Origin of the sequence: [Brevibacterium] flavum, from assembly GCF_019317305.1 — a bacterium.
Taxonomy (GTDB): domain Bacteria; phylum Actinomycetota; class Actinomycetes; order Mycobacteriales; family Mycobacteriaceae; genus Corynebacterium; species Corynebacterium glutamicum.
The window spans coordinates 3,320,169-3,336,636 of sequence record NZ_CP079240.1; the positions used below are offsets into that span (position 1 = coordinate 3,320,169).

Below are 16,468 nucleotides of genomic sequence, written 5' to 3' on the forward strand. Positions count from 1 at the left end.
CGTTTTTCATTGTTTCACGTGAAACATTACCTTTTGAACGCAGTAGTTCGGAGGTGCTGGAGGATTTATTTCCAATGTTTCACGTGAAACATTGGGGGTTTTATACATAATTAAGAAAAATTGACTTAAACCAAAACTTTTTAATCATCGGGGTTATAGTAACTTCAGCCAATCAACAAACCTTCTACTTTTGAAGCCTTGGAGCACTTATGAACTCTGCCCGAACCCAGTCCCGAGCAACTTTCCTAAGGAAGCTCCTACCCATCACATGCAGCCTTTCCTTGGTCCTGGTAGGGTGCAGCAGCACTGTAGAGTCCACGACCACTGAAGTAGCAAGCTCCACTGAAACTTCATCACAGATTTCACCCACCACTCCCGTCAGAACCACCGAAGCAGCGCTGCCTGAAGATCCAAGCGCAAACGCCGTGGAAGAATACGCCCAGATTCTTGCCAACCCAAGCATTTACCCTGTGAGTGAAGCGGCGCAGTATGTCCCCAATGGCACTTATTCCTACGCACTTGTTGAGGCAACTTCAGATTCCACCCCAGATCTATTGCTTCGAGTAAACAGCGCAGAGTACTCACCAGTTTTGGTTTTCACCTTTGACGAAAATACACAAACAGCTACCCAAGCAGAAGGAGTGTTCATTGACGGAGCCTCCGGAGTGGGAGGAGATCGATCGAGGATCCGGGCATCAAATTCAGGAATCGGAATCTATCAAGTTGATTGGAATTCCTTGCGGGAAATAGCCCAGAGCACACTGTATGGAATTCAAGGAAACACACTTACCAAGATCTCAGCGCCTGAAGAATTCATCTTCGCTAATTCAATGCCTGACCATCATGAAATTTCATGGATCAGCGTCAACGATCTTTCCGGCCTGTCAACCGTACAGACTGGTGGGGCCAGCATTCAACAAGCAGTCCCAACTCCCGTTCAACAGCCTGCGTCAAACCTGCACTACTTCTCTGGTGTAGTAACGATGCAGACCGCCGGCGAACTCATGCGAGGTGAACGAACTCCCAATGGTGAGCCTGCCACTGATCTCTATCTCGTACTGGTCCTTGATTCCCCAATTGAAATCACAGCACGAAACGCAGCTACAGATCCTCAGACTCGTACCATTTCCGAAGTCAGCCTCGGCCGATACATCCCCGCTGATGGTGACAATGATTGGATAGGCTACCTCGACACCCACATGGAAATCACTGCAACAACGGATCAGGTCTGGTTCCCAACCGACACCGGTCTACCTCTTGGAATGCTTCGTCTAGCGGACTACAAAAGCATCTCATAAACCGACGCAGCACTCGTCGATAAGCGCTTTTCGACGCCCCCAGCCACCAAAAAAGCCCGCCTTGCAGCGGGCTTTACGGTTATGCGTTTTGCTTTTCGGGTTCTGCGGTTTCCGAATCAGTAAACGGCATGTGGGTGAGATCGATATTTGGATCCTCGTCCTGGTTCTTCACGATCTCCACGGCCTCAGACTTGGTTTCCACAGTTGGGAATGAACCAAGCAGCGGCTTCTGTGAAGACTCAGTCATGAACAGCAGAGCCACACCTGCGATTGCAGAGAAGAACATGATGTAGAGCGCTGGAACGATATCAAGGCCAGTCTTCTGCAGCAGGAACTGGGTAATCAGCGGGGTTGTACCACCGAACAACGACACGGAAATGTTGTAGGAAATACCCATTCCGGAGAATCGTGACGCGGTTGGGAACAGCGCTGGCAGGGCAGATGCGGACAGTGCCACATACAAACCGGTTGGAATAGCAACCATGGACAGTGCAATCAGCACGGCGCCGATGGTTCCGGTGTTCATGATCAAGAAGGCAGGAACCATCAAGATCAGTGTTGCCGCAACAGCGGTTGCATACACAGGCTTACGGCCCACGCGGTCACTCCACATACCAACAAATGGCAGCAGCAGGGACATAACAACCAGAATCGGCACGGTCACAGCGGCAGCGGATGCGGAGTGCAGACCGATCTGCTCCTCCAGGTACACAGGCATGTAACTGGTCAGGGCGTAACCAGCAGTGTTGGTAGCTGCCACAATCGCAATACCAATCAGCAGTGGACGCCAGTGGTGGCGGATAACACCCGTCAGGCCCAGGCGTGCATAAGGATCTTCAGTGTCCTTCTCAACAACTGCATTAGGCTCGTCCTGGTTGTTCTCAAACGCAGGGGTCTCAGGGATACGAGTACGCAGGTACACCGCAATGATGCCCAGCGGGATCGCGGTCAGGAAAGGAATACGCCAACCGAAATCCTCCATGGCAGTTGCGCCATAGAAGTGAGTGGTCACCCAGGTAGTAATCGCCACGACGGAAGCACCCGTGGCAAAGCCCAGGTAGGAACCCATATCTAGGAAAGCTCCGAAGAAACCTCGTCGACGATCCGGCGCAAACTCAGCAACATAGGTGGTCGCACCAGCATATTCACCACCAGTCGAAAATCCCTGCACCATCTTCAACAGGTACAAAAGCACCAAAGCCCAAGCGCCTATCGACGCCGCCGTCGGCAGCAAGCCAATCAGCGCCGTAGACACGGCCATCATGGCCATGGTTACGTACAGAACCTTCTGGCGGCCAACCTTATCGCCAAGCGGACCCAGAACCAGGCCACCAAGCGGGCGAACTAAATAAGACACCGCGAAACCAAACATCACGGCCAACAACTGCCATTCTTGCGGCAGGCCTTGGGTAAATACTGCGGTCATCGTGACCGTCAAATAACCATAAATTCCGAAGTCGTACCACTCCATGAAGTTACCCACCACAGTGCCTTTAATGGCAGGGCGGATCTTCTTTGGGGGGACTACGTTTACATCTTCAACCGTTAATCGTGGTTCGTCTTTGATTTTCTTTTTTGAGCGAATCGGGCTCACGAGTAAAACCTCTCGTCATATCTTATGAGTGCATAACGGAATGTTTGTTTGTAGATGATCATCATCCAACGCACCCCTGGGCGGTGTTAACTTCTTCCTGTAAGACTCCTTAAAGCTTTGCCTATAAAAGGGAAGTGAAAACACCACCTCTCTTTTCAACATGAATCGACCTTAGTAAGGTTCGGGGTGAAAAGTCAGATCATTTTCAAGTCTGGGAGCTGGAAGAATGCAAAAAGACCCCACACTCATGCAGGTGAGCGGGGGTGGGTTACAAATTGGTCACATTTCCAGATCTGTCTGAAAAATCAATAAATTCAGGCTCTTCACGGCCTGTGTGGGGAAGTTTTCTTATATTTTTCTTGGGAAAGTTACTGTTTTCGGTGCCGTGGAGGGCACCGAAAAAGTGCTATCAAAACCACAACTCAAGGTTAAATCTTTGAGAACGCCTACGCTTAATAACAGTACGGATTACTTACGCAGAGCGAATAAATCGCCACAAAGGAGTTAGATTTCCTCAGATTTATTTACCACTAAGGCCTTGGTCGCATCATAAGAGTACGACGCACACGGTCCAACTTTTCCAAGTCTTGGGCAGCACCAGGAGAGACAGCATCAAGCAAAAGGCTTGCATCTTCAAGTCTGCGTAGATGTTCCACTTCGAAGGTTTGTTCATGATGGCTGATACGGTTTCGAAGTCTCCTCAATCTTTCCAGTGCATATCCGACTGCATAACCTTCTTTAACTTCTCTAGGCAGATCCACGGGATATTGACCCTCCCATGCGACTAATGTTTCCTCACCCAAGTTTGGAAACCCTTTAGATATGCCATGTATCCATAGGTTCTCATGCTTATTGAAACCTGATGACCGCTTATCATTCTTTTCTGGCACAGTAAGCGGGAAGAGATGAACAATGTTTCCAAAATCTAGTTGAGAAACTTTGTCATCAAGACTTATCGGAGCTTTATAACGTGGGTGAACAGGGTGGCGCCTAATCGAAGCCTGCTCTGCCCGATATTGAGCATTTTTAGCGGACAATTTAACCAGAGAAGATAACGGCTGAGCTGCATCATCAAGCCAGTTTTCCGTCTTTCCTCGACTCATATTCCAGTCACGTAATGCCATGTCAACTGAATTTCTAACAACAGCCTCAACATAAGCTAATGTTTCATACCACGCTGAGCTCAAAGCCACTTGCCACACGTATAGCGACACCACTGCAGAATCTGTAACTAGGGTGGAAGCTTCGACCAAGCCTCTACGCCATTCAGTTTCGTAGGAAGCCAGACGTGCGGGATGCATTGCACCAACAAGACTATGGGGCATGTCAATAATGCTACAACGAAATGCGAAAGCCCCGCATTTCTGCGGGGCTTTCGCGCTATTAACGAACAGTTCTTGTCTGCCGTTGTTCAAACCTTAAGTGTAGTGCAGCTGCGACCACCTTGCAAGGTAGTCCTACACCTAAATATTCATCCTTTGACCTGTACCAGCCACCGTGTTTATCTAGGTATAAATTTTTAGATTATCTAGGAGAATCTACCCATTTCGGTGCCGTGGAGGGCACCGAATTCAGTAACTTTACGCCTTGGAATCGCCCTCACGAACTTCAATTGTGGATCCCGGTGGGAGAGCTTCAAGCATCCGAATTTTGGCAAGAATTGGATTCTGCTCCAACACTTTCGCGCTTGCCAGACGAGCACGAGTGGTTTTCACTTCATTGCGTGCACGTTCCAGATCAGTTTCGGCTTGAATTTTCGCAACGATCGATTCCTGCAGCGCTCCCGAGTACTCCCGGGGAAGATTCATATCCTTCAACAAAATAGAAGAGACTTCCACGCCCACATTCCTCGCAGCAGCTTGGGCAGCCACCAAAACAGGCTCTAAATCAATGCGCACACCGATGAAATCCTCCAAAGGCATAGCGACAACCATTTCCCGCAACGCGATCTGAGCTGCCAAGTAAATCTCTTCATCTGGGTTCTGCGAATCCGCCACGAACTTCACTGGATCAATCGTGGCAGCAGTGAGAGCCATAGTGATGGTTACAGCCATCGCATCCGCTGTTGGAATTGATTGCGGATGGATCTGAATCAGTCGCCTGCGCAAATCTACCTGTCGGAACTGATCCCCAGGGCGGGAAAACTCACGCCCCTTTAACCTTGAGATCTCACCATCACGTTGCCGCAGCACAGCAAAACCAACTTGCGGAACAGGGGAGCGCAACGCTGAACTCTGCCACTCCGGTGCGAATCCTTCCTGGCCAGGCGCATACATTGACCAACCCATACCCGCCGAACGTGAACGAAAAATGCCCATGCAATCACCTACGAAAGCGTCTCTAGCGAGTCGCCGCCACTGGGTCTAGCAGCAGCGGGGTTTCGGTGCGTCCCCTGAACTTGTAAGCAGAACAGGATCGGGCCGAACCACAAGCCATCACCAGAAAAATCCAGTAGACGGCGACTCTATGTCAGAAAGGAGTATGGGACTCGAACCCAATTAGCCCGTCGGGCTGTGCCACAATGCGGTCCACATCAGTTCAATCGGAAACACCCCGGAAATCCGGAAGCATCCTGCAACCAATAAATGTGGTGCGTTCGCCAGGGTAGTGAAATTACACAAACGATGCGGAGCTAACGGGATTCGAACCTGTGAGAGCATCCAGGGGTATAGGCTCAACAGTTTCAGTATTCCCTGATCAGAGTCACTTTCCTTGTTAATATAATCAGCTATGAATACGGAACAGGTTCTGTCGCAGCTTCAAGAGTTTGCCAAGGCACGCGACTGGGGACAATTTCATACCCCAGAGAATCTGGCCAAAAGCATCAGCATCGAAGCCGCCGAGTTACTTGAGTGCTTTCAGTGGAGTGGTGACTTCAATGAAAAGGAAGTCCGACACGAACTCGCTGATGTCCTCACTTATTGTTATTTCCTCGCCATGAAACTGGATGTAAATCCAAACGACATCGTCATGGAGAAACTTCAGATAACTCAAGAAAAGTACCCCGTCGAGCAGGCATATGGAAAGGCCGATAAATATGACCAGCTTTGAAATTCAGCGATTCGATTTTGATGAATCTTTACTCAACTCGGCATCTACTGAACAACGGCTTCAAAACTGGCCTGTGGTTTATGTTCTGAACCGTCCAGCGCAAAAAGCTCGCGGTTTGGGTCGGATTTACATTGGTGAATCTCGAAGCTTTAGAAACCGTATGAAACAACACTTGGACGGCAAGAAAGAGCATGATTTAAAAGCTGTACGAGTTGTTCTGGATGACACGTTCAACAAATCTGTCTGCCTTGATCTTGAATCTTTCCTGATCAGCCTCGCTTTTGGTGATGGGCGAAATGAAGTCCTCAACCGAAACATGGGCATTTCAGATGCAGATTACTTCGGCCGTGCCACCTATCGCGATACGTTCCGAGAAATTTTTGAGGAGCTGCGAAACGAGGGTCTTTTTCAACGGTCAATTCCAGAGATCGTTAACTCCGAACTTTTTAAACTCTCCCCGTTCAAGGCGCTCAACAATGACCAAGCAATCGCGGTCATGGATATTCTCGAAGGCTTAAGCGAAGATTTAGCCTCTGACGCAGAGCCCGGCCAGTTCACCTTTGTGCAAGGATCACCAGGCACAGGTAAGACCGTTGTGGCTGTCTACCTGATGAAACTGCTCAAGGACATTTCAGATTTTCGTGACGGTGAAGACATCGACGGCGATGAAATGTTCTCCGAGTTCTTCCTCGAAGGAACCAGAGAGCGATTCAAAGATCTCAAAATCGGCATCATCGTCCCTCAGCAGGCCCTTCGAAAATCACTCGAAAGAGTTTTTGCCACCACCCCAGGCTTGAGCAAAACAATGGTGCTGTCCGCCTTCACCGCAGCCGATTCACCAGAACAATTCGATGTCCTCATCGTCGATGAAGCCCACCGTCTCAACCAATACTCGGCGCAATCAGTGCCAGCACTTACAAAAAGATTTAACGAAACCAACAAAGCGCTTTTCGACGGACAAAAACCTCATGCTTCCCAACTCGATTGGCTGAAGAAAAAGTCACGTCATGTCATCATGATGCTCGATTTGGAGCAGTCAGTCCGCCCCAATGACTTACCCCAAGAAGAGTTCCAAGAAATTCTGGATCAAACACCCCAGAGCAGGAAATACCGCCTCCACACTCAAATGCGCAGCCTGGGTGGCGAAGACTACATCGACTACGTGAAGAAAGTGTTTTCTAAACTTCCACCGACAGAGAAACTCACCTTCAAGGATTATGATCTTGAAATTATCGATTCTCCTTCCGAGTTTGTAGAGACCATCAAGCAGCACGATAGGGAAGTCGGACTGTCACGAGTCGTTGCTGGTTACGCATGGAAATGGGCCAGTCAAAAGAACAAGTCTGCATACGACATCGATCTTGGAGATGGAGTGCAGATCCAGTGGAATTCCAAGGTAGTAGATTGGGTGAATTCCAAAAATGCGGTCAACGAGGCTGGTTCTATTCACACGATTCAGGGCTATGACCTCAACTATGCCGGAGTCATTATTGGTAGAGATCTGCAATACACACCTGAGCGTGGCCTCTTTGTTGATAAGAGCCAATATTTCGATGCCAAGGGCAAAACCAACAACAAAATGCGTGGTCAAACAACCACCGAAGAAGACCTCTTCAAGTACATCACCAACATTTACACTGTGCTTCTCACACGAGGAATGAAGGGAACATACCTCCACATCGTTGATGATGGTTTACGGGAGTACTTAGGACGGTATTTCTCCGTTCGCTGAATGGGACAGAATACAGTCGTCACAGCTTTACGTGTAAAAGGAAAGGCCCCGATCATTTGTGCATTGTCTATAGAGACAAGAGGCCTGACCGGGGATCTATCATCACTCATGGTAGTCCAGAAATGCGATGAAGCAACGACTAAAAAGGCAAAAAGATCCAGCCCACTCCCAACATTGACGTCGGGGCGGGCTGAACGATTGAGAAAAGGCTAGCACACACAATAAGTGAAACCCCTCACCGAAGCATTGGCGAGGGGGAGGGGGACGTCGATAAGCAATTAAGCGCGGCACAAACTGCAAGGCGCTGACCAGCTCAATTGCGGGGTGCAGGGGCTAGGATCCGAGGATGTTTTCGATGTCGTCGAGCACTTCATTGGCGCCGAGAGGACCCAATCCCATGAACCAGCTCTCGTCATTGACCTCCAGGGCATGACCTTCTTGGACGGCGGGGAGGTTGTGCCATAGCTCGTTGGACAAAATGTTGTCTTGTTCGGTGGCCTCGGGCTTGCCGTAGGTGGAGTAGAAAATCCAGTCGCCGTTGGCGTCGGCGATGTTTTCGGGGGAGATCTCCACGGCAAGATCGTCGATATTTTGGATCTCTGGGCGGGAAAGCCCCAGGTCCTTAAGGATTACACCGATGAAGGAGAGGTTTCCGTACAGGCGGGTGCGGCCGGGCATGAAGCGGACGAGTGAGATTTCTGGGCTGCCGTCGATGGTCTCGCGGACTGCATCGACGTGGGTTTGGTACTCGTTGAGAACTTCGACGGCTTCGTTCTCGAGACCGAGCGCGTCGGCGGTGAGGAGGAAGTTTTCCTTCCAGGGGAATCCGGGGCGAATACTCAGCACGGTTGGTGCGATTTGGGAGAGCTGATCGTAGGATTCGTCGACGCGCAGCTTGCTGCCCAGAATCAGGTCAGGCTTGAGGGCGGCGATGGCTTCGAAATTGAGCTCACTCGTGGTGCCCACAGTTTGTACGTCTGCCAGCTGATCTTCGAGGTAAGCGGGCTGGCTGGAGGCGTCTTTCGGACTGGCGATGCCGACGGGAGTCACGCCGAGGCTCAAGACCTGGTCGATTTCACCGCTGTCGAGAACCACGACTCGTTGTGGCTGCTGCTCAAGGGTAGTTTCGCCGCGTGAATGCACAACGGTGCGGGGGAATTGGCCTGGTTCGGCGTCGCTTCCCAGAGCGGCGGTGGCGGAATCCGCTGTAGAAAATAGGCGGCCGCCGACAGCTACATCGTCGCTGGTGCTTGTGGCTTCATCACTGGCCGTGGAACATCCTGCGATACCCAAAGCCAAAACGGTACCCACGATAACTGCGCTGCGTGAAAGCGACCTGAAGGTCGTTCGAATAGATTGCATTAGGCTATCCTAACGCAGCTTCTTAACCTATTACCAGTCTTTGGCCATAACTTTCTACGGTTAAAAAGTTGCATTGACCAGCAAGTTTACCGCTCGGTCGTCACGGGAAATGGAAAAAGTACGCTTGGTGTTCATATAGCGAACCCATTTTCTATTGCGATGAGAGGAACACCACCATGCGCGCAATCACTCACAACACTTTCGACGACCCCGCCGACGTCCTACAGGTTACCGAGAAGGAAATTCCCACTCCCGGCCCAGGTCAGGCACGTATTCGAGTGACGCTAGCAACCATCCACAACCACGATCTATGGACCGTGAAGGGCTCTTACGGCTTCGTCCCAGACCTGCCAGCCGCCGCAGGCACCGAGGCAGTCGGCATCGTCGACGCCCTAGGCGAGGGCGTCGAAGGTTTGCAGGTCGGTCAGCGTGTTGCGTCCGGCACCAGCTTTGGCATCTGGGCGGAGTACGCGCTTGTCGACGCCTCCGGCCTCATTCCCGTACCAGAGCAGCTCTCCGACGAAAGTGCAGCTCAGCTCGTCGCAATGCCTTTCAGCGCCATCAGCCTTCTTGATTTCCTGGATATGAAACCAGGGGAGTGGCTGATCCAAAACTCCGCAAACGGTGCCGTCGGCCGCATGCTCGCACAGCTGGCAGAATCCCGTGGCATCCATGTCGTTGGCCTCGTCCGCCGTGACGCCGGTGTCCAAGAACTCGCTGCTCAGAACATCAGTGGCGTCGTTTCCACTGAGACCCCAGGCTGGGAAAAGCAGGTCGAAGAAATCACCGGTGGCGCAAGCATCGCCGTCGCACTTGATTCCGTGGGTGGATCCTCCGCAGCTGACCTGGTGAAACTGCTTGGCGAAGGCGGCACCCTCGTCTCCTTCGGCGCCATGGGCAACCCAATCATGGAAATCCCATCCGGCCCCGTCATCTTCAAGCACATCACCGTCAAGGGCTTCTGGGGAAGCAAAGTCAGCCGTGAGATGCCCGCAGAGAAGAAAACCCAGTTGTTCGGCGAGCTCATTGCCCGCATACTTGATGGAACATTGACCCTTCCAGTTGATTCCACCTTTGATGCTGCGGACATCGTATCGGCTGTGCGCGCTTCCAGCGAGCCTGGTCGTGCCGGAAAAGTGCTCATTCGTTTCTAAACGTTTAAGGCCTAATTTGGGCCCCTGATTCTAAAGGATCTCGCATGATCATTATCGGAGCAGTTTTCGCCATCCTCGCAGCTCTACTGCATGTTTTCATCTTTTACATGGAATCATTCGCATGGACTAGTGAGAAAGCACGTGGAGTTTTCGGCACCACCGAAACCGAAGCTGAAAACACCAAAGAGATGGCCTACAACCAAGGCTTCTACAACTTCTTCCTGGCAGTAGTTGCCGGTGTGGGTGTTGCGTTCCTCTTCGCTGGTTCGACTGGGATCGGCGCTACCCTCGCACTCGCTGGCACCGGTTCCATGCTGGCCGCTGCTGCTGTATTGGCCTTGAGCTCACCTGACAAGCGGGGAGCAGCCTTCAAGCAGGGCGCATTCCCACTGCTCGCAGTGGTGTTCCTTGTGATTGGACTGCTGGTTTAAGCGTTTTTAAAGATCGCCATTTGCCCCGGTTATCACTTTTGTGAAGGCCGGGGCATTTTTGTGTTTTCTTCTACAGAATTTCTCCGTCAATGAGCCAGCCCAATGCTCTGTAGCTATAGCTCTCCCAAAACAAAAGCTTCCTGATTAGCGTGTTTGACCACTGATCCACCTCGCCGGGGTTGTTGACTTTTCAACTATGGTCGCAGCCCCGAAAATTGCCCTCACCGACGAGGAAATCACCATCCTCAAAAGCTACAAACGCTCCCGATTCAGCCTCGTCCAACACAAGGCAGAAGCACTCCTACTGCTCAACGGCAACATCGACATTAACTTCATCGCAGACTTTTTAGACCGCCGACCCTCGACCGTGACAACGTGGGCGAAAGACTACCAACGCATCAGAATGGCCAGCCTCTACACCGGCCACGCAGCCAACACGAATGCATCCAAACTCACCCTCACACAACGCCATGAGATAGCCACAGTGTTATCCACACCGCCCTCTGCACAGGATATCCCCGCCCAGTTCTGGACCGTGCCACACTTAAAAGACTGGATAACCAGCCAGTTTGATGTCATCTACGACTCTGACACCACCTACCACCTGTTACTTCGCCACGCGGGCCTAAGCTTTAAATATCCCCAGGTCTTCGATAAACGCCGCGGCAGTGACGCAGAAATCAACGCCCGGATGTCCCAGATCCGTGACGAGATCGCAGAAGCACTTAATGATCCAGGCCAGGTGGTTTTTGCTGCTGATGAAGTCCGCATCGAACATGAAGCAGAAGTACGCAAAGCTTGGGTACACATAGGCCAGCCCACCACCTTAAGTGTGGATCGTGTGCGTCAGGCCCAGTCCTATATTGGGTTTTTATCCCAGACCACCGGTGAGGTGGATCTATTGCGGTTGGAGTGGCAAAACACTGAAACCATCATCGAGGCACTCACCACCTTAGTGGGCAGGCATCCAGGGAAAAAGATCACCGTGGTGTGGGATAACGCGAGGTGGCATAGGTCGAAGAAACTCCGCGAGCATCTTGGGGAGGGCAATGCGTTGGCCAACGTGCACCTGGTGTGGTTGCCACCGTATGCCCCGGATCATAATCCGATTGAGAAGGTGTGGAATGAGGCGAAAGCAGCGATCAGTAACCGGCAGCGGCTCGTGTTTGAAGACACGGTGGTGGGGTTCGAGACATTTATCGGTTCATCGACTTTTTCCTACCGGATCTGACTTGCTGGGTGAAGCTTTTGTTTTGAGAGAGCTATATCAAGTATTTCTGATTCTTCTGCGCTCAATAAACCTGCATTGTAGTTTTTCCTACCGGATCTGACTTGCTGGGTGAAGCTTTTGTTTTGAGAGAGCTATATCAAGTATTTCTGATTCTTCTGCGCTCAATAAACCTGCATTGTAGAGACGATGCATCTGTTCCAGATTAAAGGGGCGCATGCGTTCAGGTAGTTCTTGACGTTCAGCCCGGAGTTCCGCTGTTGTATACATTTTGAAAACCGGAGTTGAATTTTCAGGCATAACTAATCCTAACAATATTAGGACTGTTTGAACTCCAATAGAAAAGCTCCCTCTATGCGGCTTCTTAGCGCGCAAAAGGGAGCTTGTTTTGTTTTCTACTTGTTGTCTTCTGCCAACCACACAGAGGTAAACGGTGCGTTGGATGCGACAGCGTCCTTCACTGCACGGGTGACTACGCGCTTAGCGGTGGTCACTGCATCAACGACAGAGTTGCCCTTGGCCAGTTCTGCGGTGATGACAGCTGCGAAGGTGCAGCCAGCACCGGAAACGCGCTCTTCACCAATCTTTGGTTCAGAGAAGACGTGGTAGGAGGATCCGTCGAAAAGCACATCCACGGCGTTCTCGCCGGGGAAGTCCATGCCACCCTTGACGACTACGTACTGGGGACCCTGCTCGTGAATGAGGCGAGCAGCCTCCTTGAGGTCCTCGACGGTCTCAAGCTTCTCAAGGCCGGAGAGGGTGGAAGCCTCGAAGTTATTTGGAGTAACCACGGTTGCCTGAGGCAGTACCTTGGCGCGCAAAGCGGTATCGGTATCAAGCGCTGCGCCGGGCTCCTGACCCTTACAGATCAGCACTGGGTCAAGCACAACATGCTTGAACTTGTTTTCCTCCAACGCGGTAGCCACGGTATCGATGGTTGCCGGGGTGCCCAGCATGCCAATCTTGACCACGTCTAGATCGTGAGCTGCAGTAGCAGCCTCAATCTGATTGGCGATAACCTGCGCGTCAACCGGCACAAAACGGTGATTCCAATTGTCCTTGGGATCAAAGGCTACGAGGCAAGTGATTGCCCCGATGCCATAAACGTTAAGGTGCTGGAAGGTCTTAAGGTCGACCTGGATGCCGGCGCCACCGGTTGCTTCTGAACCTGCAATAACAAATGCGTAATTAACCACACTTAAAACTTAGTCCTATGGGCTTAGGAACTTGGCATTCGCTTGGAAAAATTTTCAGCCGTACCCTATAGAGCTATGAGCAAAATAATTCACGTACGTACTGAAATTGAAATTCCCGGAAACCCTTCAGCCATTCACATCGCTGAAATGCAAGAGCTAATTCATACCACTCCTGGTGCACCTGCCATGTGCAAAATGCTGCGCATTATGGAGCTAGCAGGATCCAAGAGTGGAGAGACTGTTACCGGTGCCGGCACTCTAGACGGCAAGACTTTTGGATTAGCTAATGAGCCAAATGAATTTGTGCCACACCCAGATACCTACGCAGACTTCCCCGATATCGAGGCGAAGGTCATTAGCGCAGAAGAGTTCGAGGGCTTGTGGGTGGAGGCGCTAACTAAATTCCCTGAGCTGGGTTAATTATCCAAGTTGTAGATTTTCTAATGTATTAGCACCAAACCTTGCCCTCATACCCCATAGGGGTATAGCCTTATGGGAGAGAATACTTTACCTGAAAGGGGCCAGTGACATGGCATTAAAGAACTACACCGTTGAGGGCATGACCTGCGCACACTGCGTGGCATCGGTAACTGAAGAGGTAAGCGAAGTTAATGGCGTTAGCGCTGTTGACGTCACTCTAGAATCCGGAAACGTCGCTGTCAGTGGCGAAGGTTTCAGCGACGCAGAGATCCAGGCTGCTGTAGAGGAAGCCGGCTACAAGATCGTTGCCTCCTAAAGCACCCAAAAACATTTAAAAACCTGCCTCTTCACCATTTTATACGTGGTGAAGAGGCAGGTTTTTTCGTCAAAAAGCGTGGTTTAACCCTGCTTGACCATCACCTTTGGTGCCTTAATGGCCGGGGTTGAGGTGACAAAAACTGGGGAGGTTTCAGGAATGAAGCGGGACGCGGTGAAGGCGAAGAGCGCAATGATGATCATGTATACCGCAGGGGCCAGCGGACTGCCGGTCCAGGAGACCAATGCGGTGGAGATAAATGGAGCTGAGCCGCCGAAGATTGCGTAAGTGACGTTGTAAGTAATGCCGGCGGAAGTACCGCGGGTGACCTCTTGGAAGACCTCGGCCATCATTACTGAGGTAACGCAGTTAGCCGTAACCGCGCCGATTCCAAGCATTACCTGCGCAATCAAAGAAGCAGTCAAAGTACCTTGACCTGCAATGATGTAGGCCGGGATCGCCATAATTACTGTGCTTAAGGTAGCGAAAGCCATGACGTTCCGGCGGGGGAATTTATCAATTGCGCGGCCAACAAATGGGGCCGCAATTGCTGCCATGCTGAGAGCGATGATGTTTCCAGCCAGCACTAACGTGCCCTCCAGTCCGACGGTGCTGCGCAGGAAAGTGGTCATGTACGTGGTGAAAATGTAGAAACTCAGGCCGGTGCAAGAGATAAAGCCACCTACCCGCAACATCATCTTCCACTCAGTACGCAATGCCTGCTTAATAGGAGCTTCAGGGCGTTCAGATGCGGGGCGTACATTTTCCTGGGCACCGGTGCGGATCCACCAGCCGATAAGCCCTAGTGGCACGGCCATCAGGAATGGAATGCGCCAGCCCCATGCAACCATTGCTTCTTTACCGATGCTGAATTCAATGGCCCATACCAAGGCTGCTGCAATTGCGAAGGAAAAGAAGGTTGCCATAGACAATTTTGAGCCATGCGTGGCACGCTTTTTGGGATCTACGTTTTCAATCAAGTACGTTGCCGCGCCGGAATATTCACCACCCGCAGTGAATCCCTGCAGGCAGCGGGCCAAAGTAAGCAAAATTGGTGCGAAAATGCCGATGGTTTCCGGAGAGGGGATTAGTCCAATAAGTCCGGTGGAAAATGTCATTAACAAAACAGTGATGGCAAGTACTTTACGGCGCCCAATGCGGTCTGAAAGCGAACCGAAAAACACGCCCCCCAAAGGCCTAAGTGCAAAAGCCACCGCAAAAACTGCGAAAGTTTCCAAAAGTGCGGTTACGCCGGAGGAATTGGGGAAGAACACAGCTGCCAAAGTGGTAGCTAAGAAGCCGTAAATGGCAAAGTCGAACCATTCCACAACAGTGCCCACGGTTGCCGCGAGCGAAGCTGAACTGGCCTTTTTAGATTCATACATGAGGGGCTCCTCTTTAGGGTTTTTGCTGCACCGGCTTAAGCAGGTTTGAGCCGGTCTAGGCAGCAGGATTTTTACCACTGGTGGGGATATTTGATGGTTGTGCACAATGGTGCGGTTTCCTGCAGGGACTGCGGGACTACCGGAACTGCCAGCACTGCCAGCACTGCGGGAAACCGCACCGCAAAAAGGGGATTTGGAGCTGTTTGTGAGGGATTTGGTCACTTTTGAGACTGGAAAAGTGACCAAATCCGCACAATTCATCTCAGTTAGAGGGGTTGTGGTGTATCTACAGGTCGCGGGACTTTTCGCGACATTTTTCACGCAGCAAAACCAACCGCAACCAGCACCTTTATAGACCACAAATCCCCGGTGCGCTAGTGGGCGAACCGGGGGAACAAGTGGTGGGGTAGAAGGGCTAATTAAACCAGTGCTGGGGTACCGGTGAGGGCATCCTTGAAGGTTGGCTGCTGCTCGTTGAAGTCTGGAAGAGAGTTAAGGTAAGCCACGATGTCCTCGGTGTTTTCTACATCGCCGAACTTTGCATCCATGTCGAAGAGGTTCCAAGCAACTACACCGGCGACGCGGTCGCCAACAGCTTCGCGGGCGATAATTGGGCGGAAGCCTGCAGCGATTGCGTCTTCAGCGGAGTGGCGGACACAACCTGCTGCAGTAACACCGGTCAAGATGACGGTGTCTACATGAGCTGCGGTAAGGATCTGTGCCAGGTTGGTGCCAGCGAATCCGGAAGCACGCTTCTTGGTGATAACAATCTCACCCTCAGCTGGCTCGAGACGGGAGTCAATCTGTACTGCTTCGGAGCCTACAGCCAAGGTCTCTAGCGGGATCTTGTGAACCCAGAGGCCCATGTCGTTTGGCTTTTCAATGTCAGTTACTTCATAAGCAGTGGTGGTGTAGATAACTGGGATGCCCTTGGCACGAGCAGCCTCGGAAAGTGACTGGCAAGCAGGGATGATGGTGTCCATGTTTTCGCAGGTGAAAGCGTGGCCTTCGCGGGTCCAAGCGTTTGCCATATCGATGTGGACGATTGCTGGGCGGGAGCCATAACCGACACGGCGCTGGAATCCGCGCTTCTGGTATTCAGCGGAGTTCTCTTCAAAAGCCTGGGTCAGAAGATCGTTGAGGTTCGACATGGTAATGAGCTCCTTTTAGAAAGCGGTGTGGGGTTGTGGATGGGCCGGCGGGTTGCGGTGGATTTGCAGTTAAAGTGTCTTGCTCTTCTGTTGGCAACACCGTTGGCGTAGTTGCAACAATATGGCCAAGCAATAAAGCGCGCAAGCCCT

Annotated in this window: 16 protein-coding genes; 8 read left to right on the forward strand and 8 right to left on the reverse strand. The window is 51.5% G+C overall.

All coding sequences use genetic code 11. The features are described 5' to 3' along the window. Positions 1-281: 281 nt before the first annotated feature. Positions 282-1,298 carry a hypothetical protein gene (locus KW808_RS16020; RefSeq protein WP_034983401.1) on the forward strand — a complete coding sequence of 339 codons (1,017 nt, stop codon included), beginning with the start codon at positions 282-284 and terminating at the stop codon, positions 1,296-1,298. Positions 1,299-1,377: 79 nt separating this feature from the next. Here KW808_RS16020 and KW808_RS16025 read toward each other — a convergent pair whose 3' ends face one another. The 3 genes from KW808_RS16025 to KW808_RS16035 all read right to left on the reverse strand — a co-directional run bounded on the left by KW808_RS16025 (position 1,378) and on the right by KW808_RS16035 (position 5,210). Then, positions 1,378-2,892: an MFS transporter gene (locus KW808_RS16025; RefSeq protein WP_004567991.1), complete on the reverse strand. Its 1,515-nt coding sequence runs from the start codon at positions 2,890-2,892 to the stop codon at positions 1,378-1,380. Positions 2,893-3,422: 530 nt separating this feature from the next. Further along, positions 3,423-4,217: a hypothetical protein gene (locus tag KW808_RS16030; protein WP_144290598.1), complete on the reverse strand. Its 795-nt coding sequence runs from the start codon at positions 4,215-4,217 to the stop codon at positions 3,423-3,425. Positions 4,218-4,472: 255 nt separating this feature from the next. Further along, positions 4,473-5,210: a slipin family protein gene (locus KW808_RS16035; protein WP_004567995.1), complete on the reverse strand. Its 738-nt coding sequence runs from the start codon at positions 5,208-5,210 to the stop codon at positions 4,473-4,475. A 412-nt stretch (positions 5,211-5,622) separates the two neighbouring features. On the opposite strand from KW808_RS16035, the gene KW808_RS16040 reads away from it, so the two are divergent. Further along, entirely contained in the window at positions 5,623-5,943 is a 321-nt protein-coding gene (locus KW808_RS16040; RefSeq protein ID WP_004567997.1) for a nucleotide pyrophosphohydrolase, read from the forward strand. Then, positions 5,930-7,675, forward strand: coding sequence for a DUF2075 domain-containing protein (locus KW808_RS16045; protein WP_004567999.1), 1,746 nt, complete (start codon positions 5,930-5,932; stop codon positions 7,673-7,675). Before KW808_RS16040 ends, KW808_RS16045 begins: the two co-directional genes overlap by 14 nt. Positions 7,676-8,008: 333 nt before the next feature. Here the strand turns inward: KW808_RS16045 and KW808_RS16050 are convergent, their stop codons facing one another. Further along, positions 8,009-9,037: an ABC transporter substrate-binding protein gene (locus KW808_RS16050; protein WP_004568001.1), complete on the reverse strand. Its 1,029-nt coding sequence runs from the start codon at positions 9,035-9,037 to the stop codon at positions 8,009-8,011. Positions 9,038-9,213: 176 nt separating this feature from the next. On the opposite strand from KW808_RS16050, the gene KW808_RS16055 reads away from it, so the two are divergent. From KW808_RS16055 to KW808_RS16065, 3 genes are all read left to right on the forward strand, one after another. After that, on the forward strand, positions 9,214-10,191 hold the full coding sequence (locus KW808_RS16055; RefSeq protein ID WP_499652362.1) for a zinc-binding dehydrogenase: 978 nt from the start codon (positions 9,214-9,216) through the stop codon (positions 10,189-10,191). Between the two features lie 44 nt (positions 10,192-10,235). Then, positions 10,236-10,622: a DUF1304 domain-containing protein gene (locus tag KW808_RS16060; protein WP_004568004.1), complete on the forward strand. Its 387-nt coding sequence runs from the start codon at positions 10,236-10,238 to the stop codon at positions 10,620-10,622. 196 nt (positions 10,623-10,818) lie between these two features. Continuing rightward, positions 10,819-11,853 carry an IS630 family transposase gene (locus tag KW808_RS16065; RefSeq protein ID WP_034983405.1) on the forward strand — a complete coding sequence of 345 codons (1,035 nt, stop codon included), beginning with the start codon at positions 10,819-10,821 and terminating at the stop codon, positions 11,851-11,853. 87 nt (positions 11,854-11,940) lie between these two features. Here KW808_RS16065 and KW808_RS16070 read toward each other — a convergent pair whose 3' ends face one another. Continuing rightward, complete coding sequence (locus tag KW808_RS16070) at positions 11,941-12,150, reverse strand: hypothetical protein (RefSeq protein ID WP_074495354.1); 210 nt, start codon at positions 12,148-12,150, stop codon at positions 11,941-11,943. 95 nt (positions 12,151-12,245) lie between these two features. After that, positions 12,246-13,046 (reverse strand): bifunctional hydroxymethylpyrimidine kinase/phosphomethylpyrimidine kinase, encoded by an 801-nt coding sequence (gene thiD / locus KW808_RS16075; protein WP_003860932.1) that lies wholly within the window; start codon positions 13,044-13,046, stop codon positions 12,246-12,248. A 75-nt stretch (positions 13,047-13,121) separates the two neighbouring features. On the opposite strand from thiD, the gene KW808_RS16080 reads away from it, so the two are divergent. Together KW808_RS16080 and KW808_RS16085 are read left to right on the forward strand one after the other, a co-directional pair. After that, on the forward strand, positions 13,122-13,466 hold the full coding sequence (locus tag KW808_RS16080) for a hypothetical protein (RefSeq protein ID WP_003860935.1): 345 nt from the start codon (positions 13,122-13,124) through the stop codon (positions 13,464-13,466). 109 nt (positions 13,467-13,575) lie between these two features. Further along, positions 13,576-13,782 (forward strand): heavy-metal-associated domain-containing protein, encoded by a 207-nt coding sequence (locus tag KW808_RS16085; RefSeq protein WP_003860938.1) that lies wholly within the window; start codon positions 13,576-13,578, stop codon positions 13,780-13,782. An 83-nt stretch (positions 13,783-13,865) separates the two neighbouring features. Here KW808_RS16085 and KW808_RS16090 read toward each other — a convergent pair whose 3' ends face one another. Both KW808_RS16090 and KW808_RS16095 read right to left on the reverse strand, forming a co-directional pair. Next, positions 13,866-15,167, reverse strand: a complete 1,302-nt coding sequence (locus tag KW808_RS16090; RefSeq protein ID WP_003860939.1) for an MFS transporter — start codon at positions 15,165-15,167, stop codon at positions 13,866-13,868. Between the two features lie 419 nt (positions 15,168-15,586). Then, positions 15,587-16,318, reverse strand: a complete 732-nt coding sequence (locus KW808_RS16095) for an isochorismatase family protein (RefSeq protein ID WP_003860943.1) — start codon at positions 16,316-16,318, stop codon at positions 15,587-15,589. Positions 16,319-16,468 lie beyond the last annotated feature (150 nt).